Below are 22,779 nucleotides of genomic sequence, written 5' to 3'. Positions count from 1 at the left end.
CGAGGAGGCCAAGGCTTCGTGGACGCCCGAGCAGCGCGCGAAGGCCGAGGCCGAGGCGAAGGCCGCCCTTGAGGCTCAGAAAGCCGGCAAGGCCTCGCACTGACAGATAAGGAGTGAATACAGATGACCCGTTATATCCAGCGTCACTCGCTGCTCACGCGCGTCACCCACGGCGTGGGCGCGATCACCTGCATCCTGCTTGCAGTGACCGGCCTCTTCGTCTTCTGGCCCGAGCTCGGCGGCTCGATCATGGGCGGTGAGTTCACCAACACCATGCGCATGCTGCACCGCATCATCGCGATCCCGTACATCGTGGTCCCGCTGATTGCGATCATCATGAGCCCGGGCGGCTTCAAGCACCTCTTCGCCGAGGACATCTTCGGCAAGTGGGACAAGGACGACTACACCTGGGCCTCGAAGTTCCCGCTCTATCTGTTCTTCCCGAGCAAGATTCACATGCCGCCCCAGCATCATGTGAAGTCCGCCCAGCGTCTCGCCGACGGCGCGCTCCTCTTCTTCTGCATCATCATGGCCGTCACCGGTCTGATCCTGTGGCTGCAGACGGGGCTGCTTCCGGGCGGCGGCATGAAGGTCGAGTTCAGCGCTGACACGCTCCTCTGGGCGCGCCTCCTGCATGACATCTTCTTCGTCCTCACGGTGATCGTCGGCATCGCGCACATCTACCTCGGCGCCGGCATCTTCGAGCCGTACAAGGGCACCGCCCGCATCATGTTCGGCGACGGCAAGGTGAGCGAGTCCGATGCCCTCTATCACTGGGGCTACTGGGCCAACGAAGAGCTCACGACCGGCAAGAACGTGACGGTCGAGAAGGACTGAGAAGTCCGAGCCTCACGGCTCCGACGTGACAAAAGTCAGTCATGATTCAAGCCCCCGGGACCGGTGCAGCCCACACATCAGCCCCGGGGGCTTTCTTCCTGAAGACCGTCACGCCGGCGACATGAAAATCCTCCCCGCTCTTCCCCTTGAGGGGAGAGGGGAGGGCAATGCGAAGCCTCCGAAAAGGACGCATTGCTCTCCCGGAGAAAGGCGGCGCTTCCCCGCGCCGCTCGTCAAACGCCTCCCGAGACCCCCCCATGGCCCCCTGAAATCCCGCCCGCCGCGCCTCCCCCGGGCGCCGGAGAGGATTCCTTCAGAGGGAAGGCAAAAAAAACACACAACACTGCACTGCCCTCCGGAGAAGCGGAAATCCGCCCGCCCGGACGGGGCAGATGAGACAACGAAGAGGAATTTCCGAGATGATCCGCAAGTCGATCGAACGCGCGCTGATGCGCTACCAGGCCTACAAGGACGGTGACGTGAGGGCGCGCCTCGCGGTCTACGGGCCCCTGATGCTCGAGACGGCCACGCTCGCCAACTCGCTCACCGACGCCGACGTGACGATCGTGCGCGAGCCCGCGGACGAGGAGATCCTCGCCGCCGCGCAGGGCGGCCCGACGGTGCTCGCCTTCGGCGTGGTCAAGATCACCCCGGCGAGCTTCCGCCGCGACCTCGAGCGCCTGGCGAAGGTCCTCCTCGCATCGCTCAGGCTCACCGACGGGGAGGCCGCGCAGGCCGCCGCGTTTGATTTCGGCATCTTCGCGACCGACGACTTCCTCTTCAGCGCCGAGGCCGACCCGGTGACGGCCTACGAGGCCGCGGTCGCGATGACCGCGAAGGTCCCCGCCATGATCCGCGAGGCCTATGTGCTCCCCGTGCTCGGGCAGGCGCTGCGCGCCTACTTCGACCGCTTCGCCGTCGAGTGCTCGCGCCGGCTCGAGGCGAAGGAGGAGTCGGCGCCCTCCTTCACGAAGAGGGCCACGTGCTTCTGCTGCGGGTCCGAGCCCGACGTCGCGGCCGTGGCCGCCACCACGAACCACGGCAACGTGAAGAAGCTCTACTGCGGCGTCTGCGGCGCCTCGTGGTCCTTCGAGCGCATCCGCTGCGCGCGCTGCGGCGATCAGACGGTCTCGAACCTCTCCTACATCTCGGACGAGACGGACGACAACCACCGCCTGCACATCTGCGCCGCGTGCCACGCCGCGATGCCGACGCTCTTCGCCCCGGGCGACGAGCTCACCTTCAACCCCGACGTCGAGGGCATCGTCCTCACCGGCCTCGAGGAGGCCTACGACGAGGCGGTGACGAAGGGCACGGTGCCGCAGAAGGTGCTCAAACCGGGCGACGCCACCATGGGCGGCTCCGCCCCGGGCAAGGGCAACTACTGATCCCCGAGGGGGCTCATGCCCGCCGGACGAACGACAGAGGACACAGACGAAGGGCAGAGAAGGAGGAAGAGATGAACACTTGCGGAGACATCAGCATGATGCCGGCCTTCCTGCCGGGCACCTTCGGCTCGCTTCCCGAGGCCGAGGCCGACGACCGGTTCGGCGCCGTCGGGGCGAGGAAAGTGGAGATCGTGCGCATCGCCGACGCCACCTCGGGCCCCGACACCGACTGGGTGGCCGAGGAGGTGCCGGTGGCGATCGCCTACAACGGCATCTCGCACACCGTGATGATGACGACCCCGACGATGCTCGAGGACTTCGCGGTGGGCTTTTCGCTCGCCGAAGGGATCGTGACCTCGCTCTCCGAGATCCACGACATCGCGGTCACGGACGGCTGCCGCGGCGGGAAGACCGTCGAGCTCACCATCTCGTCGGAATGCTTCTGGAAACTCAAGGACCGGCGCCGCTCGATCGCCGGCCGCACGGGCTGCGGCATCTGCGGCGTGGAGTCGCTCACCGACGCCGTGCGCCCGACGCCGCGCGTGCCCTTCACGCAGACCTTCGACCTGGCCCACTACCAGGAGGCGCTCAGGTACCTCGAGCGCGTCGAGAAGCTCGGGAGTCTCACGGGCTCGACCCACGCCGCGGCCTGGGTGCACCCGGACGGAACCTTCGCGGGCGGCGCCGAGGACGTGGGCCGTCACGTGGCCTTGGACAAGCTTCTCGGCCTTCGCGCCCGCTCGGGGTGGAAGACCGGCGCGCTCGTCATCAGCTCGCGCGCCTCCTACGAGATGATCCAGAAGGCCGCGATGTGCGGGGTCGAGATCGTGCTCGCGGTGTCCGCGCCCACGGCGCTCGCGATCGAGGTGGCCGAGAAGGCCGGCGTCACGCTCGTCGCCTTCTGCCGCCGCAATCGGGCCAACGTCTACACGCACCCCGAACGCATCCTCGGGATGAGGAGGGGCTGAAAACACGTTGTTTCTCCGGGGAAAACTTCCCCAGGGCCCTGATGAAGTTCTGAAGAGGCCCTGACAAAGTCTTCCTCCTCGTTGCCCGCCCAGCCTCCAATTTCCCCGCCGGCTTACCCGGGACGGGTGCATTCCGCTCCGCAATGAGCCGGTATTTTGTAAGAGGCCTGGGTCATGCGACTCGGACGCACAACTCCCGGACATGGGGTGTGCGTCCGCTTTTTTTTCGGGGCGCCGGGCGTGCCTCAGGGCTTCAGGCGAGGAGGTCGAAGCGGTTCGCGGTCTCGGCCGCAGCGGCCGCCTCGCGGAGCTCCGCCACCTTCTTCTTGAGATTGCCGTGGATGCGCTTCGCCTTCACGATCATCTCGCCGTCGGGCTCGACCACGGGGAACTTGGCGAGGTCGATCTGCTTCAGCTGCCGCGTGATGCGGCCGCCGCAGCGCTTCATGAGCTCGGCCTGCACGGTGGCGCTCCTCAGGTACACCGTGAGGAAGACGGGCTCCCTCGCTCCGCGGATGATCGTGAAGTTCTGCCCGACCACCCAGGTCTCGCCCTCGGGGATCTCCTCGACGAGCGTGACGCGGGCGATCCACTCCTCGGTGCCGCGGTCGGTGATGAGGACGTCGCCGGGTTTGAGCGACTGGCGTTTCACCATCGGCGAGAGCAGATCGTCGCGGCGGACCTGGAACTCCTTCTCCGGGGGATTGATGAACCCGTACCGGTCGATGTCCGACGGGATGACCTCGCGGACGCGCTCGAGCTCCATGTCGCCGTTGACGGCCTCGAGCTCGGCCTCGGTCACCCTGTACTTCTTGAGGTCATAGGCCTTGATGAGGGTCGAGCAGTGGTCGAGCGGCCGGGAGACGCGCTGTGAGAGAGCGTCGCGCATCACGGCGGCGCTCCGGTCCTCGACCCAGCGGCCGGGCATCAGGCTCGGGGCGCCGACGGCGAGGTCCGCGACGGGAACGGTGCGCGTGAGCGTCTCCGAGGGCGCTTCACCGGGCTCCAAGAGCTCCGAAGGCTCCAGGGACTGCGGAGAGCCCCAGGGGCGGTCCGAGTGAAGGATCTGCCGGAACTCAACGGTCCCGCGCTTCTCGCCGGCGCTCCCGAGGAGCAGCGCGTGCACGCGGCTTTCCGCCACTCCGGTCTCGAGCTCGATCACGGACTCGAGACGGCCGCTCCCGACGAGCTCCGCCCTCAGCCCGGTCTCCTCGCGCGCGGTGCGGTAGAGGAGGTGTCCGGGGCAGAAGACGAGCGCCCGGGCGGAGTGCTTGAGGCAGAACTCGACGGCGCGGATCCCCGCGGCGTCCTCGGGGAAGAAGTTCCGCTCGACAACGAGGAAGGCGCCCTCGCGCGGGATCTCCGTGAGGAGCTCCGCCTCGAGGCGGTCTGTGTCAACGAACCCGGGCCCGCGCACCGAGGCGGCGAACCTGAGGAGCGCCTTCGCATAGAGCGCCGTGCTCCTGGCGGTGGCCATGATGCGCACCGGGGCGGAGCCGGTCTTCGCCGTGCGCAGCGCCGCGGTGACGCCGTCGAGCGTGGCGCAGAGCCAGATGACGCTCTTCTCCGGGATGCCCTCGAGCACGCGTTCGGCGAGCTCGGTGATGCCCGGTCGCTGATCCATGAGGAAGCCGAGGAGGCACGCGGCCGGATTGCCGTCGGCGCCGACCGAGAACCTGATCGGGAACCCGCAGCGCTCGATCTCCCCGGCGATGTCGCCGGCGGGAACGGGCGCGCGGAGCACGTTCGAGAGGTGCCAGGCCACGTCGTCCACGGATTCGAACTGAATCTTCCAGGCGCCCGTCTCGGGGCGCAGATCGAGGGCGGCCGCGAGCAGCACGGCCTGGCCGAGCGTGGTGGCGCGGTTCGCCGCGGACTTCGCGAATTCCTGCGTCTTGATGTTCATGTCTCCTCCTCCTGATGAAACTGATTCCGGGCAGCCTTCGTCGAGGCCGCGGGGAAGGACATGATACATCGGATTGAGAAAAAATATCGTGAATACTTGAAAGACGATCGCTCCCCGGATCGCTCGGGGCGGTGAGTCCGACGGCAGCCCTGACCCCGGGTGTGCAGGCGCAACGGCCTTGCAGACTTCTTTGAAATTGATTCGAAGGCCGCTGATAATTCCTGGAAATCACAGCGCTGATCCTGAACTTTCCCTGCAAAACGTGATCTTCGTATCAAAGCGGCTCAGGGCCCCCTTGACAGAGAAGGGAAGGCGGGCTAGGGTCCGGGGAAACCGCAGACTATCGAGAATATCGGCGCATTCCATGAGGCTTGGGCGGAGGGGCGCCGTTGTCCCGGCGTCTGCGTGAAGGAGGCGGCGGTCGGCAGCTGACCGTCGAAGGCCGGGGGCTGAAGTGACTTCCGGCGGATTTCAGAGGAGGTACTAAAAATGAAGTTCAGGGATCTGATGGTCCGCATCGCCGGCGCGCTGGTGAGGAACCGCACCGAGACGGCGAAGCTCTATGCGAACCTGTTCGTGCAGCTCACCGTCGTGTGCGTCATCATCGCGGCCTTTCCGCTCGCGGGCTCCACGGCGGAGCTGAGGATTGTCGCGGCAGTCGCGTGCGTCATCTGCATGCTCGCGGCGATGTTCATCGTGAGCCACGGGAGGAGCTGATGTACGAGGCGTTCATCAGGCTCTCGGGCATCTGGGCGGTCCTGATCCTCGCGGGCTTCGTCTGGTTGATCAGCCGCTTCTACGGGGACGAGATCCGGAAACAGGAGGAGGCCGAAAGAGCGGGGAGGGCCGGTCTGCGGGAAGCCTGGTCCGGGGAGTCGGAGCAGCCCGGGAACGGCTGACCGCGGCCGTCGAACCGTGCGCCGTCGCGGGGAGCGGAGAAGCGGAAGGCCCGTCGATCAGGTTCGGCGGGCCCGGTGTCTCTGCCGGCCGGTGAACGGTCCGGAGCGGAACGCCTACGGGTAGCGAAGCTTGAACCGGTGCCGGAGCTCCTTCGCGTTGTGCGCGCCGAGCTTTCGCATCGCGTTCGCGCGGAAGAACTCCACGGTGCGCTTTGAGAGTCCGAGGCGCTCGGCGATGTCGCGGTTGGTGAGGCCGGAGAGCACGAGGCGGGCGACCTGCTCCTCGCGCTCCGAGAGCGGCTCCTGCGGCGCGTCGACCTGGGTGACGACGCCGTAGGCCGGGCTCTTCTTCAAGGCCATGTCAACCGTCGCGAGGAGCTTCTCCGAGCCGATCGGCGCCACCACGCTCGGCCTCGTCTTCGTGCTGCCGGTGCTGCTCGTGGTGATCAACCTGATCTGACCCTCCAGCCCGTGCGCAGGACTCACGGTTCGCTTCAGACGCCGCCGCCCGCCTTTCCTCCGGGCGCGGTGACCGCGCCGCTCCGCCGTTTTTGAATCCGTCTCCCAGGTGAGACGAACTCATACGGGGGAAGGAAACGAGTGCACAGAGAACCCCCCTCTCCGGCCGGAATCCCTCTGCGGGAGGCGAGGACGAGGAACGTCGGTAGAGAGAAATTATCGGAACCATAAATTTCGGTTTCCGAACTTTTGCTGCGCAAAGTTCGGAACTCACAAAATTAATCTGCTGTTTTCGATCAATCCTGAGGACACGTCCGCAGGGGGGCGCGGCGCTGTTTTGCATCACCTCAGCGTTTTCCCTCAAATTTTTCAGAATCTTTCGGTAAGTGTCTGTCTATTAGGGATTTTGCTTTGCGTAAGCGGTCACGCACAACGGACGTTTTCTGTGTATACTTACGTCGAAATTCATATTTCTGGCGTCGGGGACGCGGAGTTGAGGGACTCCGGGTCCCCGAAGTCATTCCGGCGTATACGAAATTTCGCTTTTCCCGGGTTTCGTCGGGGCGCCTCTTCAACTTGATTAAGTTTACGCCTGACGGGCTGTCTGTCAGGCTGCCTGCCGGAGGTGCCTGCGGAGGAGGCGGCCGGGAGCGGCCGGCAGGGGACCTCCGCTCCGGAATTCTGACACCGGCTTTTCCGGAATCCGCATTCGGAATGCATCGGGGCGAAGCCGGAATATCGCGCCTTTTGACGTCTGTATCCCTCAGGCGACACCATAATCGACCGGGCCTTTTGCCGCGATCGGGCCCATTCTCCCGTCGGGGAAATGACTTTCCCTGCCGCTCAGGGAGTTAGGAGAATGTCGTAGTCCGGGCGGCGGCGGGGGAGGTTTTTGGATCCGGGGAAGGGCGGTGCCCGAGTCCGTTGAAGCGCCTTTCCCGTTCTCTGAAAAGCCGCCTCATCCCGACGGATGAAGTGCCTTATCACGCTTGAAAGACAGAAAATTTGACAAAACCTTTTGGCGTTGATATATTCAATTCAAAGGTTGTCAAAGAGAGCTTTTCAGCGAGCTCATCCGACAGCCGGAAAAGCACTGGCTTCCATGGTTTAGATCACCCAAGTAAGGACGCCGGTGCTTTTTTTGTGCCTGCGTACGGCGGACGGCTCCGGTGCCGGATGCCGGTTCCGGGGATTCCCGAGGAGGATCATCGGGTTGTTTCCCCTCGATCTGAAAGGAAGAGGGGCCGGGGCAAAACACCGTTCTCGGCCTGACGCCGTAATGAAAACGGCGCGGGTGAAAACATTGGTTCACCGCGCGCCGTGATGAGTGACTCCTCCGGAGTGTTCTCAATAGCCTTCCTGCAGCTCCCTGAGCGCCGCCGGGCTCGGGTTGAGGCAGCGGTAGGCGACGATCGTCACGCCGCCCCTGCCGGCGAATCGGTCGACGCGGTAGAGGTGGGGGAACCGTTCGAGCAGACGCGGCAGCGACGTCGCCCCGTAGGTGCGGCAGTCGAAGTCAGGCTTCGCGCGGCGCAGGTACGTGTTGGCCGAGCAGACGTTGCAGTAGCCCTCCTCTTCGTAGGTGTACCAGGCCTTGGCGAGAAGGGCGTGGAGCTCCTTGAACTCGGCCTTGCTCGCCATGGGCTCGGGCTCGCCGCTGCTTCTCGAGGACGAGCTGCCGTAGCTGTTCGAGCGGCCGATGTTCTCGATGATCACGAACTCGTCGCAGGCGTTGCGGAAGGGGACCGGGGTCTTGGTCTCGCCCACGCCGATCACCATGACGCCCGACTCGTGAAGGCGCAGCGCCAGAGGCGTGAAGTCGCTGTCCGAGGAGACGATCACGAAGGCGTCGTAGAGCCCCGTGTAGAGCAGGTCCATCGCATCGATGATGAGCGCGATGTCGCTCGTGTTCTTGCCCGTGACGTAGTCGGTCTGCTGCTCGGCCTTGATCGCGAGGTCGTTGAGGACCGGGAGCCAGGAGGCGAGGTTCGGCTTCGACCAGTTGCCGTAGGCGCGCTTCACGACGACGCGCCCGTAGGTGGCGATTTCGTCCAGGGTGTTGCGGATGACGCGCGCCGGCGTGTTGTCGGCGTCGATGAGGACGGCGATTTTCTTGAGTTCGTCCATGACTATGGCTTCAGAGGGGGTGGCCTGATTCTGCTGACTGTGCTCTCAGGCGACAGCTGATCAGCATAGCAAGGGGCCTCTCTGAAGTGAAGACCCGGACAGCCACGGAAAAGCGTGCGGGGAAGGGCCCGGCGCGCCTCGCTCCGGGGCTCAGCCCTTTCTCAGATCCTCCATGAGGTCGTCGGGCTTGCAGAGCCGGATCGGCCCGGGCACGCCGCCCTCCCAGAGCCATCCGTCAAGGACCGGGATCCCGGTGCGCACGGCGCCGACGGCCGCGACGGACATGGCATATTCCTCGTCGTCGTTCGTCATGCGGATGCCCGGCCAGCGGCGCGCGGCCTCCGCGGCCGCGGCCTCCTTCGATTCAAGGCGCTCCGTTTCCGCACGCTTCTCGATCCGGCCGTCGAAGCCGCGGCAGAGCATCGCGACCCAGCCGCCCTGCGACCCGTCCTCGCCCGCGGGCTCGTGCCCGACCGAGACCCAGAGGTCCGGCGAAAGCTTCCAGTGCACCCCGCTCGATTCCGTGCGCACCTCCTCGAAGTCCCCGGCGGGGAAGACGACGGGGCTCCCGGACTCCCGGATGAAGTCGCCGGCCTCGGCGACCGTGAGCCCGGGGGCGCTCACGCCGGCGGCCTCGTGGGAGAGCTCGACCACGCGGCACTTCACGCCCGTGAGGATCTTGTTCAGGTGGTGGCAGAGGGGCTTCGCCACGGCGAGGCAGTTCGCTTCGGTGAAGGGCTTTTTCCCGCTGCGGCTCTTCGCCCACAAGTCCTTCGTGAAGACGAGGATCCCGACGGCAAGGACCGCTGCGCGGTTCTGCACCTCGTCGCGGTAGCGCCGGATGGTCACGGGATGAATGTCCCAGTGTCTGATGTAGTCGTGCCACACCATGAAGCTGCGCCATGACGGATCCCGGAAGGCAGCGGGCGGAACGCTCTGCTCGAGCACCCAGACGAAGGCGTCGGGCGGCATTTCCTTCAGGCGGCTCACCTCAAGGAGATCGCAGGAGAGACGGCTGCAATGGAACTGGTCGACGTCGGGACGGCCGTCAAGCTCCAGGAGCGAACGCAGGTTCGGATTGAGCGCGCAGATCTGCGCGCCAAAGCGGCGGGCGAGAAAGTCGCCGGGCGCTTCGTCGCCGAGTTCGGGCGCGTCCTCGCGCAGGATGATGCGGCTGACGGTGTGCTCGGCGTTCCAGTAGGTGATGTACTTCATGAGGCTTGGGCAATCGAAAAACAGGTGACGCGAAAAATGTTCCGGACCAATTGTGCAGTAGGGGTGAGCCGTTTCCTGTCGCAGCCGTGAGGGCGGCCCGAAAAACGGTCGGAAGGACCATTATCCGAGCTGGATGTACAGCGCCTGGCGGCAGTTTTCACTGCGGTTCCTCAAAAGAACCATGCACGAAAAAGCCTCCCGGCCTGAATTCAGACCGGGAGGCTGGAGGTGTTTTCGGATGAGTCCGGTCAGAAACCGGCGGTCAGTCCTCCGCGTGCACCGGGCGCGGAATGAGGAAGCTTGTCGCGAGCGCGAGGGCCGTGATCACGAGACCGGTCACCACCGCGGCCGAGTAGCCGGAGGTCGAGGCCGGGTCGGCGCCCGAGAACATCATCTGCACCATCGGCAGGATCGCGAACGAGAGGCCGGCGCCCAAGTTGAAGGCTCCGGCGTTCATGCCGGGCAGGAACCCCGGGAACTCCTCGGGCGAGAGCACCACGCCGAGGCCGTTCAAGAGAATGTTCGCGCAGCCCGCATAGGCGATGCCGAGGAGCACGATGCCGACCACGAGCCCAGCGAGACTCGAGAGACCCGCGAAGAGCACGATCGCGACGCCGATGATGGAACCCAGCAGCCCGAGGCGCAGGATGAAGGTGTACCCGTGCACCGGAGCCATGCGGCCCGAGAACGGTCCGAAGAGCCAGCCGATGAGCGCATAGGGCGTCAGCAGACAGAGCGCCGCCATGTCGGGCGAGAGCCCGAAGCCCGCCTCCGGGTTCTGCGCGATCGACATCGCGATGCCGTTCACGACGGCGAAGACGCCCGTCATCGTGAGGGTGGTCGTGAGAAGCAGCGACCAGGTCGCGCGGCGCTTCAGGTGCTCGACGGCGACCAACGGTTCGGCCGAGCGCTTCTCGACCTTCACGAAGAGCCAGAACGCCACAAGACCCGCGGCGACGGAGCCGAAGACGGCTGCGGCCGAGAAGTTCGCGAAGTCGGCGGCGCGGTTGAGCGCATAGAGCATCAGCGCGAGCGAGAGGACGATCAACGCGACGCCCGTCCAGTCCATGCGGCGGCCCGCGGAGGGCTTCGACTCGGGCGCGAACTTCGCGACGAGGGCCGTGCCGACCGCGGCGATGACGGCGATCGTCCAGAAGACGCCGCGGAAGCCGAAGTGCGCGGCGATGAAGCCGCCGGCGAAGGCGTCAATGCCGGCGATGCCGCCGTTCACGGCCGTGACCACGCCCATGAGCGTTGCGTAGAGACGGTTGTCGTGGATTTCGCTGCGGAGCATCAGCAGGCAGATCGGCACCACCGGTCCTGAGACGCCCTGGATCACGCGGGCGGCGACGAGCATTTCGATCGATGTCGCGCAGGCGGCCATCACGGTGCCGAGCGTCATCACGGCGAGCATCACCGAGAGGACGAGCCGGCGGCCGCGCATGTCGGAGAGCCTCGGGAGAAAGAGCGAAAAGAGGGCGGCCGAGGTGAAGAAGGCCGTCTGCGAGAACCCGACCGCGCCCTCGTCGGCGGCGAGCTCGCGGCCGATCGTGATGAGCACCGGCCCGAGCATCGAGGCGTTCAATTGAAACGCAATGCAGGCGGCGAGAAGGGCGATGAGGAGCGCCACGACGCGCGGAGACTTGTTCGTCATTGAGCGGTCTCCCGTCAGAACTCAACCTGACCGATGCGCTTCAAGGCGTCGGTGATGAGCGCCCAGAAGCGGCCGTGGTCGATGTCAAGCGCCACCTGGGTGCTGCAGTCCGGATAGTCGAGCTTCCTGAAGTCGCAGACCGTCATGCCGAGGGTCGCCGTGCCCGTGAGCTCGACCTCGATCGGGCAGCGGCGCGTCGTGAAGAGCGTGGGGTCGATGACGTACGCGACGGCGCAGGCGTCGTGCACGGGCGGCGCGTCGAAGCCCTGCTCCTTTCTGTACATCTTCCCGAAGAAGTCAATGAGGTCGCAGACGAACTTCGCGGGCTTGGTGCCGAGGGCCGCGATGTCGGCCATCACCGCCGGGGTGGCCAGCGCCTTGTGCGTGACGTCGAGACCGATCATGGTGACGGGCCACTTCTCGTGGAAGACGCAGTACGCGGCCTCGGGGTCGATCTTGATGTTGAACTCAGCGCAGGCCGACCAGTTGCCGACGTGCGCGCCGCCGCCCATGAGGACCACTTCCTTCACGCGCTCGACGATGCGGGGCTCGACCCTGGCCGCGAGCGCGATGTTGGTGAGCGCCCCGGTCGGAACGAGGGTGATCGTCTTCGGCGGGTTCTGCATGATCGTGTCGATGATCACCTGAACGCCCGAGCGGGGGTCGAGCGTGTGCATGGGCTTGGGGCTGCGCGGGCCGTCCATCCCGGAGTCGCCGTGGATCGACGGGGCGTTCTCGGTCTCGGGGCGGATGATCGGGCGGCGCGAGCCCTTCGCGATCGTGAGGCCCTGCATGTTGCCGACGCGCGCGACGGCGAGGGCATTGCGCGTGACCTTCTCGATCGTCTGGTTGCCCGCGACCGTCGTGACGGCGACGAGATCGATGACGGGACTGCCCCAGGCGAGGAGCATCGCGATGGCGTCGTCATGACCCGGGTCGCAGTCGAGGATGATCTTCCTTTTTTCCATTTCGTTCTCTTTCCTGTGAGAGTTTCTCGTGAGGGCGGCCGCGGAGCCGTCGCCTGAGCGTTACGGCCGGGAAAGGCGCGGCGGGTGTGCCCGCTTGGGTGAATTGCCTGCGATTCTAAGGATCCGCGGGTGCTAAGTAAATGTACCTAGAAGCGGTATATAGAGGCGGGACGGGCCGGAAGGAACGGCCGGCGGCAGGAGAGGAGGGCGCGTCGCGGAAGAGGCGCGGGGAGGCGGGAGGAAGAGGGGAAGGGAAGCGGTTCCGCCCGGCAGCGCCCGAAGGACTTTTCCGGCGCGGCAGCTTTATGAAGGAAGTCCAAATCCAGACAAAGAGGCCGCATCCCTCAGCAAGTCCCATTGCAGGAGCCGGGCGGTAACCACGAAGACATTTCACTCGCCTGGGGGCGGGTCTGTCAAATCTCCGCCCGAAATCTCCGCTCAAAAAGAACATCGCCCGCTCTGACGGGAATTCAGAACGGGCGACGAAGTGACAGCCCCGCTCGCGCGGGGAAAACGGGCCGGTGAAAGATGCCGCCCGACATCCGCGTAGGAACACTCCCGCCGGGGCGGGTAAAACGGGACCGGGAGGCTGCCCGAAATATCCATGATAAAGGACTGTGACCGGCCTGTAATCCCCGGGTAATTCCTTATCCGCCCCGAATCCCCTGCGGCGGAGCGGATAACGGCGTTTCGTATGATAAATGCGATATTTTTGAATACGTAATTATTCGATTTCCGAACTTTCGCAGGTTTCGCAGGAGGCGGCCGGGTTGTAAAATTTACAAATGCGGCCGGGGGACACGAGATCCGGAATCCTGGATCGGCACCGGCCTCACCAAGGAGAGAAAACACATGAACACTCGTTTTGCCACGGTCTTCACTGCGGTCGCCGCCGCCACCCTGGGTCTGAGCGCCTGCAGCACGACCGAGGTCGCCACGGCTCCCTCGACCTTCAAGCCGGGCACCTACACCGCGAACGTCACCGGCCACAACGCCCCGATGACCGTCAAGGTCACGGTTTCGCAGAACCGCATCGAGTCGATCGACTACACGGACAACCTCGAGACGATCGGCGTGGGCAAGGTTGCGCTGAAGAAGGTCTCCGACAAGATTCTCCAGTACCAGTCGACCGGCGTCGATGCCGTCACGGGCGCCACGATCTCGAGCTTCGCGCTTCTCGCGGGCGTCCGCGACTGCCTCAAGCAGGCGGGCGGCGACATGCCGGCCCTCACGAAGAAGGTCGAGCAGCGTCCGGCCGTCGAGGCCAAGTACGAGGCTGACGTCGTCGTGATCGGCGGCGGCGGCGCGGGTCTTGCCGCCGCGATCGCGGCCGAGCAGGCCGGCGCCAGGAAGGTGATCGTGCTCGAGAAGCTCGGCTTCCTCGGCGGCTCGACCAACGTCTCCGAGGGCGCGCTGAACGCCGTCGACCCGGTCCGCCAGGGCAAGCAGGGCATCGAGGATTCGTACGACAAGTTCTACGACCAGACGATGAAGGGCGGCCACAACAAGGGCACGCCGGAGCTCGTCCGTCACCTCACCCAGAACTCCATGAAGGAGGTCGAGTGGCTTGAGACCCTCGGCGTCAAGTTCAAGGATGAGATCGGCACGGCCACGGGCGCGCTCTGGCAGCGCAGCCACTATCCGGCCACGCCCTCGGGCAACACCTACATCCGCACCTTCGAGGAGGTGATCGGGAACTCCAAGGTGATCGAGGTCCTCACGGACACCTCCGCCAGGGAGCTCGTCACCGCCAACGGCCGCGTGACCGGTGTGCTCGCGGAGAACTTCGGCCGCAGCATCACGGTTGACGCCGACGCCGTCGTGATCGCCACGGGCGGCTTCGGCGCCAACATCGAGATGCGCCAGAAGTTCAACACGGGCGTCTGGAAGGAAGCGAACCTCGACAAGTCGATCGGCTGCACGAACCTGCAGAAGGCCGCCCAGGGCGAGGGCATCGCCATGGGCCAGAAGATCGGCGCCGACGTGATCGGTCTTGACGACATCCAGATCCATCCCTGCGGCACGCCGGGCACCGGTCTGATGGAGAACATCCGCACCTCGGGCCGCAACCGCATTTTCGTAAACATCGAAGGTGACCGTTTCGTCAACGAAGGCGCCGCCCGCGACGTGCTCGCGAAGGCGATCTTCGAGCAGCCGAAGGGCGAGTACTGGGTCGTGGTGAACCACATCCGCTACCCGAGCGTTGACTTCGTCGACAACAACGGCGCGACGATCCGCAACATGGTTGCGCTCGGCTCGGTCGTGGCGGGCGACACGCTCGACGACCTCGCCAAGAAGACCGGCATGGACGCGAAGAAGCTCAAGGCCAGCATCGCCAACTACAACGCCGTCGTCGAAGGGAAGACCAAGGACAAGCTCGGCTTCCTCGCCAACAACAAGGCCGACAAGACGATGACCGAGGGTCCCTGGTACGCCTGCCGCAAGGTTCCGACCGTTCACCACACCATGGGCGGCCTGAAGATCAACGACAAGGCGCAGGTCCTCAATGCCGACGGCAGCCCGATCCCGGGTCTCTACGCCGCGGGTGAGGTCACCGGCGGTATCCACGGCTCGAACCGTCTCGGCGGCAACGCGATTGCCGACGTGATGGTCTTCGGTCACACCGCGGGCACGAACGCCGTGAAGATCAAGTAATCCGTCACGGCTGATCGTCTGATCTGAAAAGAAGCGGGCGGCGTGGTTCTTGCCATGCCGCCCGCTTCGTGTCCGGGGGAGGAGCCGGCCATGCCGGACAAGCCGGTCACCAGAGCTCGATCTCGACGTCCTTCGCCCAGATTTCCATGTCCGGATCGAAGAGAGTCCAGTCCGCGCCCGATTCGCCGTCGAGCATGAAGGTCCGCGTGCCCTGGAAGAAGGTCTCGTCGTAGATCTCGAGGAACGTCTCCGCCATCACCATCGTCTCCTCGTCGGTCTTCCCCGAGTAGGCGAGCTCGGTCTCGGGGTCGTTCGCGGGGCCGAGATCGAAGCCGTTGCGGCGCAGCACGGCCTTCAAGGCGAACCAGTAGGGGCCGTAGCCCACGTAGGACGAGGGCTTGTCGTGGAGCCGCCAGTAGATGACCCCCGAGCCGTGCCTCGCGAGATCCTCGCGGCCCTTGTTGCGCCGGAGATTCTCGGTCATCTCCTTGACGCGCTCGCGGATCTTCTCCATGTCCATCTTGTACTCGGTGTAGGCCATGTCTGCGGCTCCTGTGTTAAATCTCTAATCTATTTAGCCACTTGAAAAGCTTTTTGTCAAGGCGGCGCCCCGGGTGTTCCTCGGGGGAATCGGGCGACTCCTCGGTGACTGTCTCGGATACGCAGCAAATCCGGTGCCTCGCAGGGGCCTTCTGCGTCAATCAGCGTCTTGATTGACAGGGCTCCGGTCTGTAGACTCATTCAATTGCTCTCATGAGGATGCCGCAAATGGACGAGATCTCGCACGACTGGATTCCCTTCTACACCGAGCTTGCCGACCGGCTGCTTGACTGGCGCGACCGCAGGGGCGAGCTCATCGGAATCATCTGCGAGATGTTCCGTGCGATCGACATCAAGTGTCCGACGCTCGACAGCGAGTATCCGCCGGCCGACATCGACCCCTTCACGGTCTTCGGGCTCTTCAACAAGGGCCTCACGACGGAGAACCGCATCCGCATCGCCGGGGGACTCGCCGAACGGCTCGGCGTCAGGGCCGCGGTTCCGAGGAATTTCGCGGGCATTCCGGTGCTCGACAAGCGCAAGGGCACCTTCTATCGCTTCTCCTCCAATCCGAAGCGCCGTCCCGAGGACATCGACAACCTCTGGGATCTGCTCGCCGCGGCGCTCCCCTTTGCCGACGAAGGCGGGGAGGCGCGGCGGCAGGCCTTCATCGAGGCCTTTGACCGCGCACGAACCAACAGCGGCGTGCGCTGGATGATCACTTTCGGCCTCTTCTGGGCAAGGCCCGGGAAGTTTGTGTGTCTTGACGAGCGGACCCGCTGGGTGCTCACCGACACGGACACGGTGCCGCTCCGGAACCCGGAGGCGATCGGATCGCTCAGGAAGGTGCCTTCGGGCGAGGGGTACGTCCGCATCTGCGACGCCCTCGCCGCCGTGATCGCCGAGGGGTGCACTGTGAAGAGTCTCGCGGAGCTTTTCGCGCTCACCTACGACGTCTCCGAGAAGGAGAACCGGCGCCGTAAGGCGGAGAAGGCGAGGCTCATTGCGGAGGCCGGTGACGATGATGACGACGAGGAGGATGAGACGGACCGCGAGGTCTCGTTTGACTGGATTCTGTTCTATTCGGAGCTCGCCGACAGGCTGCTCGATTACCGGGAGCGGAGAGGGGAGCTCATCTCGATCATCTGTGAGATGTATTCAGCGCTTGCCGCGCGCGGGGTGACATATCCAAAGCTTGATGACGTATATCCGCCTTCTGACATCGATCCATTCACGATCTTCGGGCTCTTCAACAAGGGCCTCACGAACGAGAAACGCATCATCACCGCGGGCGCGCTCGCCGAACGGCTCGGAGTGAAGACTCCGGTGCCGCAGAGTTTCGAGGGCGTGCCCGTCCTCAACAATCAGAAGGCCACCTTCTATCTGTTCACCAACGATCCGGAACGCAGTGCGCACGGCATTGACGATCTCTGGTCTCTCTTTGCCGCGGCCATCGCCTATGCAGACGCGCCGGCAGGAGAGAACGCCTCGGAGCGCGCCGCCTTCATCAGGGCCTATGACGCCGTCCGAGGGACGAAGTACATCCGCTGGCGGCACACCATGGGGCTCTTCTGGGTGCGCGCATACAGGTACCTCAACCTCGACAAGAAAAACCGCAGGTTCCTGCTTGATCCGGAGTGCATGGCGCTTAATGACCCGGAGGTGTACGGGAACCTCAGTGAAGTGCCCGACGGCGAGCGCTATGACCGGATCTGCGAGGCCATTCTTCAGGAACTCGGAACCGGTCGATGGGGTTTCAGCACGATTCCTGAACTCTCGAGGGAGGCCTGGATGGTCTCGGGGAAGGAGAAGGCCGAGGCGGCCGCCGAGGAAGACTCAGTCACGGACGGCACCCGCTACTGGGCCTGCGCGGCCGGCGAGAATGCCTCGCTCTGGGAGCAGTGCCATGAGCAGGGCATCATTGCGATCGGCTGGGGCTACGACTTCCTCGGCGACCTCATGCAGTACGGCACGCGCGAGGAGATCAACACGCGCCTCACGGAGAAACTCGAGGCGGCGTCGTACCCCAACGTGTCGCTCGCGCTCTGGGAGTTCTCGCACGAGATGAAACCGGGCGACGTGATCTACGCGAAGAAGGGCAGCAACACGATCCTCGGCCGCGGCGTCGTCATCTCCGACTACATCTTCAAGGTGGACGGCGTCCTCGGGCGCGACACCTTCCGAAACGTGCGAAAGGTCACGTGGACGCACTGCGAACGGTGGAGCGCCTCGGAGAGCATTCCGATGAAGACCCTAACCGAGGTGACGAACTTCCCGGACTACATCGCCGAGCTTGAGGCGCACTTCGGCGTGATCGATGACGAGAAGCCCGCCGCGGCAGCTGTCGCCTCCACGGCGGCCGTCACCGCCCCGGAGCCCGCACCCGAACCGGAGCCCGAGTACACGCCCGAGCCCTACTCGCCCGCGGACTTCCTCTCCGAGGTTTACATGGACGAGAGCGACTACGCGACGCTCGTGCGGCTCATCCGCAGGAAGCGCAACGTGATCCTCCAGGGCCCGCCCGGGGTGGGGAAGACCTTCGCCGCGGAGCGCCTCGCCTGGTCGATGATTGGCGCGAAGGATCAGAGGCGCGTCGGCCTGGTGCAGTTCCATCAGAACTACGCCTACGAGGACTTCCTCATGGGCTGGCGGCCCACGAGGGACGGGTTCGAGCTTCGCCACGGGCCGTTCTTCGAGTTCTGCCGCCGCGCCGAGGCCGATCCCGGCCGCGACTACTTCTTCGTGATCGACGAGATCAACCGCGGCAACCTCTCGAAGATCTTCGGCGAGCTGCTGATGCTCATCGAGTCCGACAAGCGGGGCAAGCGCGTGAAGCTCCTCTACGGGGAGGGCACCTTCACCGTTCCGGCGAACGTGTACCTGATCGGCATGATGAACACCGCCGACCGCAGCATCGCGATCATCGACTATGCGCTCAGGCGCCGCTTCGCCTTCTTCGACATGAAGCCGGGCTTCTCCTCGCGGGGGTTCACGGAGTACCTCGCGGGGCTCGCGAGCGACCGCATGAACCGCTTGGTCGAGTGCGTGCGGAAGCTCAACGTCGAGATCCGCGCCGACGAGACGCTCGGGAGCGGCTTTGAGGTCGGACACAGCTACTTCTGCGGCCTGTCAGCCGATGATCCCGGGGAAATCGGCGAGATCGTCGAGTACGAGATCATTCCGCTCGTCCGCGAGTACTGGTACGACGACCCGGACCGTGCCTCCCACTGGGCCGAGGCCTTGAGGGCGGCCGTCCGATGATCCCGGTCCGGAACGTCTGGCACATGCTCGCGTATGCCTTCGGAAACCTCAATCCAAGGGGCTTCCGGAGCATCGAGACCGAGCGCTTCGAGAACGTCGCCGATCTCTCGGCTGAGATCCTGGCGAAGGGCGTGGCGCAGCTCCTGAAGCGCGGCATCGGCAAGGACTATGTTCCTCAGGAGGACGAACTCGCCGCCATGCGCGGGCGCATCGTCTTCAGCGAGACGCTGCGCGGCGGCACGCTGACGAAGAAGCGCCTCGTCTGCGGCTGGGATGAGTTCTCGGTGAACTCGTACATGAACCGCATCATCCGCACGACGCTGAACCTTCTCGTCCACGCGGACATCGCGCCGGCGAGAAAGAGGACGCTCAGGCGCCTCGCCGCGTCCTTCGCGGGCGTCGAGCCGCTCGAGCCCGCGCACATCAACTGGCGGCTCAACTTCAACCGCAACAACTACCTCTACCGCACGCTCATGAGCTTCTGCCGACTCGTGATCGAGGGGCTGCTGATGACTCAGCGGGACGGCTCGGTGCGGGTGATGGATTTCCTCGACGACCAGGCGATGCACCGCCTCTACGAGAAGTTCCTTCTCGAGTACTTTCGGCAGGAGTTCCCGGGGAAGACGTCGGCCTCGTGGATCCGCTGGCAGTTTGATGAACTGCCCGACGAGGAGAGCCTCGCGTTCCTGCCGGTGATGCGCACCGACATCACGCTTTCAATGGGCGACAGGGTGCTGATCATCGACGCCAAGTACTACGAGCACGCGACGGTCGAGCGCTGGGGGCAGGAGCGCCATCGTCAGGATCATCTGGAGCAGATCTACGGCTACGTGAACAACTACGTCGCCGTCGAAGGGACGACCGTCTCGGGGCTGCTCCTCTATGCGAAGCCAGAGGGCGCGGTCGACTTCACGCACACCTATCCCCTCAAGGGCGGAAAGCTCGTTGAGCTGAGGACGCTTGACCTCAACTGCGAGTTCAGTGAGATCCGGCGGCAGCTGAACGCCATCGCTGAGGAGCACTTCGGCTGCGTGATGCGCCCCTGAAGGCCCCGCGCCGGAGGGCGGCGACACGAGATCGCACCCGCCCGGCGAAACGAAACCGCACCCGCTCCCGCCGAGGGTGAGCCCGGGAGGAACCGCCTCAGGGGCGGCCCTGAAGAAAGCAGGGCCCGGAAGGTTTCCCCTCCGGGCCCCGGGTTCATGATGAGCGGTCAGAACCTCCAGGAGAAGCTCGCCGTCGCCGCGTAGTTGTCGGCGTTGCTGCTGCCCGTCCAGGAGACGCCGAGGCCGACGTTCACCGGACCCTTCCCGGCCGTGACCCCGAGCGATGCCTTGAAGTTCACGCGGTCGAGCACCTCGGTCGAGGTCTTCGCCGACCCCGCGAGCCCCGTGAATCTCACGGTGCTCTCGAGATCCCGGTCACCGATCACGGGGATGACCGAGAGGTCGAGCACGGGCCTCACGGCCGTGCCGCCCGGGGTGACGAGGGCCTTCGAGAACTGCACGCCGACGGGCACCTCGGCGAAGGTCTTCGTCTCCGCGTCGGTGGAGAGGAGCTCCGCGGAGGCCGACCTCGCCGTAATGCCGTCCATGCGGACCGCGCTCACCCGGAGACCCAGGTAGGGCGCGACGTCGACCGCCTCGGTCGCGAAGGCGTACTTCACCTTCGCGCCCGCTGAGAAGACCTTCGACTTCACGTCGGCGGTGATGCGGGTGCTGCCGTTCGCCTGCGAGAGGTCGCCGTCGACGAGACCGAGGCTCAGGTCGGCCGCGAAGGACCAGGGGCCGCTCACGCGGCCGAAGTAGCCCGTGACGCCGTAGAAGTCGTAGTCGGTCGAGGTTTTGACGAGCGAGCCCGTCGAGTCCGCGTCACCCGTGCCCGCCTCGAGGGCGATGCCGAGGCGCGAGGAGTCGCCGGCCGCCCAGTCGACGCCGAGCGCGATGCCGGTGAAGTCGGCGTCAAGCCCGCGCGTGAACGGACCGGCCCCGAAGCCGTCGCTCCTTGACTTCGACCAGACGGGCGCGGCCCAGACGACCGTTCCCTCGCCCGCGAAGGCATTCGGCTGTGCCGGGGCAGGGGCGGGGGCGTCCGTCATCGTCGAGTAGTCCGAGGCGTCCGCGAACGTGAAGCCCGGGAAGGACGCGTCCGGGCCGCCGATCCGCCGCGAGGCCGGGTATCCGCCGGCGGCGCTGAAGCCGAGGCGCGCGTCGGTCATGCCGGTGAGCATCCCGACGGTCGCCATCGACGCCTCGAACGTTCCCGAGAGCGCCGTGAGGCGGGCGGCCGACTCGACCGCGCGCCCGAACTCGCGCGAGACGTCGGCGGTCGAGCGTCCTGCCTGGATCGCCGTGGCGGCGTTCTCGATGAGGGTGCCGATCCAGCCCGCGCCGTCGTTCGTTTCCGCAGTGATGCGGCCCGCGGCGTACTCGTCGGCGATCAGCCTCCCGAGCTCGTCCGAGAGGTAGTCCGTGATGAAGGAGCTGCCGCTCGTCGAGAGCGTGAAGGTGACCGACCCGTCCTCGGCGGGGGCGTTCGCCGTGAGAAGCGTGCTGCCCGTGAGGATCGTGATGGAGTCGCCCGTGAACTTGCCGTCGCCCGTGAGTCTGAGCACGGTGTCCGCGGTCACGGTGCCGATCGAGGAGATGTCGATGACGCCGCCCTCGGTTGAGAGGTCGCTCGAGACATTGACGGTCCAGGTGGTCGTGCTTCCGTCGGTCGAGACCGACACTGCGCCCGCGTTCACGATGACCGCGCCGCCGGTGCCCACGAGGATCGCGTCCTCGGCGGCGGCAGCGTCGGCAGAGCCGATCGTGAGGCCGCCCGAGGCCGAGAAGGTCTCGGAAAGCGTGTCAAGCACGAGGATGCTCGTGTAGTCCGTGCCCGATCCGGAGACGCCGGAGGCCGCGAGCGACGACGTGAGCGTCGACTGGGCATCGGCGAGCGTCATGCCGCTCCCCGAGCCGATGTAGAGAAGGGCGTTCGTGCCGACCGTCGAGGCTGCGGTGAGCGTGAGGCTCGTGAAGTACGCGGCCGCCGTGCCGGCGCCGCCCGCGATCGCGAGACCGGCGAGCGAGGCCGTGCCGGTGCTCACGAGCTGCGAGCCGCTTCCCGACACCGTGGTGAGACCGGCGACGTCGAGTTCCCCGGAGATCTCGGCCGAGGCTCCGGAGGAGACCGTGAGGGTGCTCTTGAGGTCGGCCGCCGTGGCGAAGAGCTTCGAGGCCGTGCCGTCGGTCGCGAGGCCGGCCACGAGCACAGCGCCCGTGCTGGCGAGCGCCGCGCCCGACGTCCCGTCCGCGGCGATGCCGAAGGTCGAGCCTCCGGAGACGGTGAGGTTTCCGACGTTCGTCGTGCCGGCCGCGGCCCAGGTCGAGCCGGAGTCAAGCTCCAGGGCGCCCGAGACCGTCGCCGTTTCCGCAGCGGTGCTCGTGAAGTCGCCGTCCGCAAGGGTGAGGGACGCGAGCGTCGTCGCGCCGGCGACCGTGAGCGTGCCGGAGGTGACGGAGGTTTCGCCGCCGGAGAGTTTGCCGCCAACCGTCGCCGATCCGCTGTTCACCGTGATGCCGCTCGAGACCGTGAGGTCGCCGGACGTGGTGAACTGAGATCCCGAGAGGACGGAGAGCGAATCCGCTGAGGTCGAACCGCTTGCCAAGTAGGTCGAGTTGTTCGAGAGGCTGATCGCGCCGGAGACAGTCACGGTTCCGGATCCGAACGAGGCAGTGAACGTGCCCGAGGTGAGTTCGAGGGACTTGAGGTTCGTCGTCGTCCCGGCGACCGTGAGCGAGCCCGAGGTGACGGAAGTCGCGCCGCCGGAGAGCGTGCCGCTTACCGTTGCCGATCCGCTGCTCACCGTGATGCCGTTCGCGATGGTGAGATTCCCGGAGGAAGTGAATTGTGAC

General features: G+C 65.5%; 16 protein-coding genes. 8 read left to right on the top strand and 8 right to left on the bottom strand.

The features are described from left to right. Positions 1-123: 123 nt before the first annotated feature. From Q4F91_RS07460 to fdhD, 3 genes are all read left to right on the top strand, one after another. A complete protein-coding gene (locus tag Q4F91_RS07460) occupies positions 124-837 on the top strand; it encodes a cytochrome b/b6 domain-containing protein (RefSeq protein ID WP_303336309.1) in 714 nt (237 codons plus the stop codon). A 419-nt stretch (positions 838-1,256) separates the two neighbouring features. Continuing rightward, positions 1,257-2,225 (top strand): formate dehydrogenase accessory protein FdhE, encoded by a 969-nt coding sequence (locus Q4F91_RS07455; RefSeq protein WP_303336307.1) that lies wholly within the window; start codon positions 1,257-1,259, stop codon positions 2,223-2,225. Between the two features lie 71 nt (positions 2,226-2,296). Beyond that, positions 2,297-3,193 carry a formate dehydrogenase accessory sulfurtransferase FdhD gene (gene fdhD, locus Q4F91_RS07450; RefSeq protein ID WP_303336305.1) on the top strand — a complete coding sequence of 299 codons (897 nt, stop codon included), beginning with the start codon at positions 2,297-2,299 and terminating at the stop codon, positions 3,191-3,193. Between the two features lie 253 nt (positions 3,194-3,446). On the opposite strand, the gene Q4F91_RS07445 is transcribed toward fdhD, so the two are convergent. After that, positions 3,447-5,099, bottom strand: coding sequence for a hypothetical protein (locus Q4F91_RS07445; protein WP_303336303.1), 1,653 nt, complete (start codon positions 5,097-5,099; stop codon positions 3,447-3,449). A gap of 489 nt (positions 5,100-5,588) precedes the next feature. On the opposite strand from Q4F91_RS07445, the gene Q4F91_RS07440 reads away from it, so the two are divergent. Together Q4F91_RS07440 and Q4F91_RS07435 are read left to right on the top strand one after the other, a co-directional pair. Next, entirely contained in the window at positions 5,589-5,816 is a 228-nt protein-coding gene (locus Q4F91_RS07440; RefSeq protein ID WP_303336301.1) for a hypothetical protein, read from the top strand. Next, entirely contained in the window at positions 5,816-5,998 is a 183-nt protein-coding gene (locus tag Q4F91_RS07435; protein WP_303336299.1) for a hypothetical protein, read from the top strand. Before Q4F91_RS07440 ends, Q4F91_RS07435 begins: the two co-directional genes overlap by 1 nt. 114 nt (positions 5,999-6,112) lie before the next feature. Here Q4F91_RS07435 and Q4F91_RS07430 read toward each other — a convergent pair whose 3' ends face one another. From Q4F91_RS07430 to Q4F91_RS07410, 5 genes are all read right to left on the bottom strand, one after another. Then, positions 6,113-6,358 (bottom strand): LuxR C-terminal-related transcriptional regulator, encoded by a 246-nt coding sequence (locus Q4F91_RS07430; protein WP_303336297.1) that lies wholly within the window; start codon positions 6,356-6,358, stop codon positions 6,113-6,115. Positions 6,359-7,804: 1,446 nt separating this feature from the next. Continuing rightward, on the bottom strand, positions 7,805-8,584 hold the full coding sequence (locus Q4F91_RS07425) for an NYN domain-containing protein (protein ID WP_303336295.1): 780 nt from the start codon (positions 8,582-8,584) through the stop codon (positions 7,805-7,807). Positions 8,585-8,734: 150 nt separating this feature from the next. After that, positions 8,735-9,799: a hypothetical protein gene (locus Q4F91_RS07420; protein WP_303336293.1), complete on the bottom strand. Its 1,065-nt coding sequence runs from the start codon at positions 9,797-9,799 to the stop codon at positions 8,735-8,737. Between the two features lie 262 nt (positions 9,800-10,061). Then, the gene (locus Q4F91_RS07415) at positions 10,062-11,453 is read right to left on the bottom strand and encodes an MFS transporter (RefSeq protein WP_303336291.1); all 1,392 of its coding nucleotides are present in this window, start codon (positions 11,451-11,453) and stop codon (positions 10,062-10,064) included. Between the two features lie 14 nt (positions 11,454-11,467). Then, positions 11,468-12,421, bottom strand: a complete 954-nt coding sequence (locus tag Q4F91_RS07410; protein WP_303336289.1) for a nucleoside hydrolase — start codon at positions 12,419-12,421, stop codon at positions 11,468-11,470. Between the two features lie 852 nt (positions 12,422-13,273). Here Q4F91_RS07410 and Q4F91_RS07405 point away from each other — a divergent pair. Beyond that, on the top strand, positions 13,274-15,076 hold the full coding sequence (locus Q4F91_RS07405; protein WP_303336287.1) for a flavocytochrome c: 1,803 nt from the start codon (positions 13,274-13,276) through the stop codon (positions 15,074-15,076). Positions 15,077-15,182: 106 nt separating this feature from the next. Here Q4F91_RS07405 and Q4F91_RS07400 read toward each other — a convergent pair whose 3' ends face one another. Then, on the bottom strand, positions 15,183-15,617 hold the full coding sequence (locus Q4F91_RS07400) for a hypothetical protein (RefSeq protein WP_303336285.1): 435 nt from the start codon (positions 15,615-15,617) through the stop codon (positions 15,183-15,185). A 227-nt stretch (positions 15,618-15,844) separates the two neighbouring features. Between Q4F91_RS07400 and Q4F91_RS07395 the strand changes: the two genes are divergently transcribed. Together Q4F91_RS07395 and Q4F91_RS07390 are read left to right on the top strand one after the other, a co-directional pair. Next, positions 15,845-18,877 (top strand): AAA family ATPase, encoded by a 3,033-nt coding sequence (locus Q4F91_RS07395; protein WP_303336283.1) that lies wholly within the window; start codon positions 15,845-15,847, stop codon positions 18,875-18,877. Between the two features lie 23 nt (positions 18,878-18,900). Next, positions 18,901-19,923, top strand: coding sequence for a hypothetical protein (locus tag Q4F91_RS07390; protein ID WP_303336281.1), 1,023 nt, complete (start codon positions 18,901-18,903; stop codon positions 19,921-19,923). A 167-nt stretch (positions 19,924-20,090) separates the two neighbouring features. Here Q4F91_RS07390 and Q4F91_RS07385 read toward each other — a convergent pair. Beyond that, positions 20,091-22,779 (bottom strand): autotransporter domain-containing protein (locus tag Q4F91_RS07385; protein ID WP_303336279.1); only part of this gene is annotated, 2,689 nt, incomplete at its 5' end.

Source organism: Sutterella sp., from assembly GCF_030539355.1.
In the GTDB taxonomy this organism is placed as follows: Bacteria; Pseudomonadota; Gammaproteobacteria; order Burkholderiales; family Burkholderiaceae_F; genus Sutterella.
The sequence above is the reverse complement of the archived record's forward strand: the minus strand, read 5'-3'. Positions and strand labels throughout refer to the sequence as shown.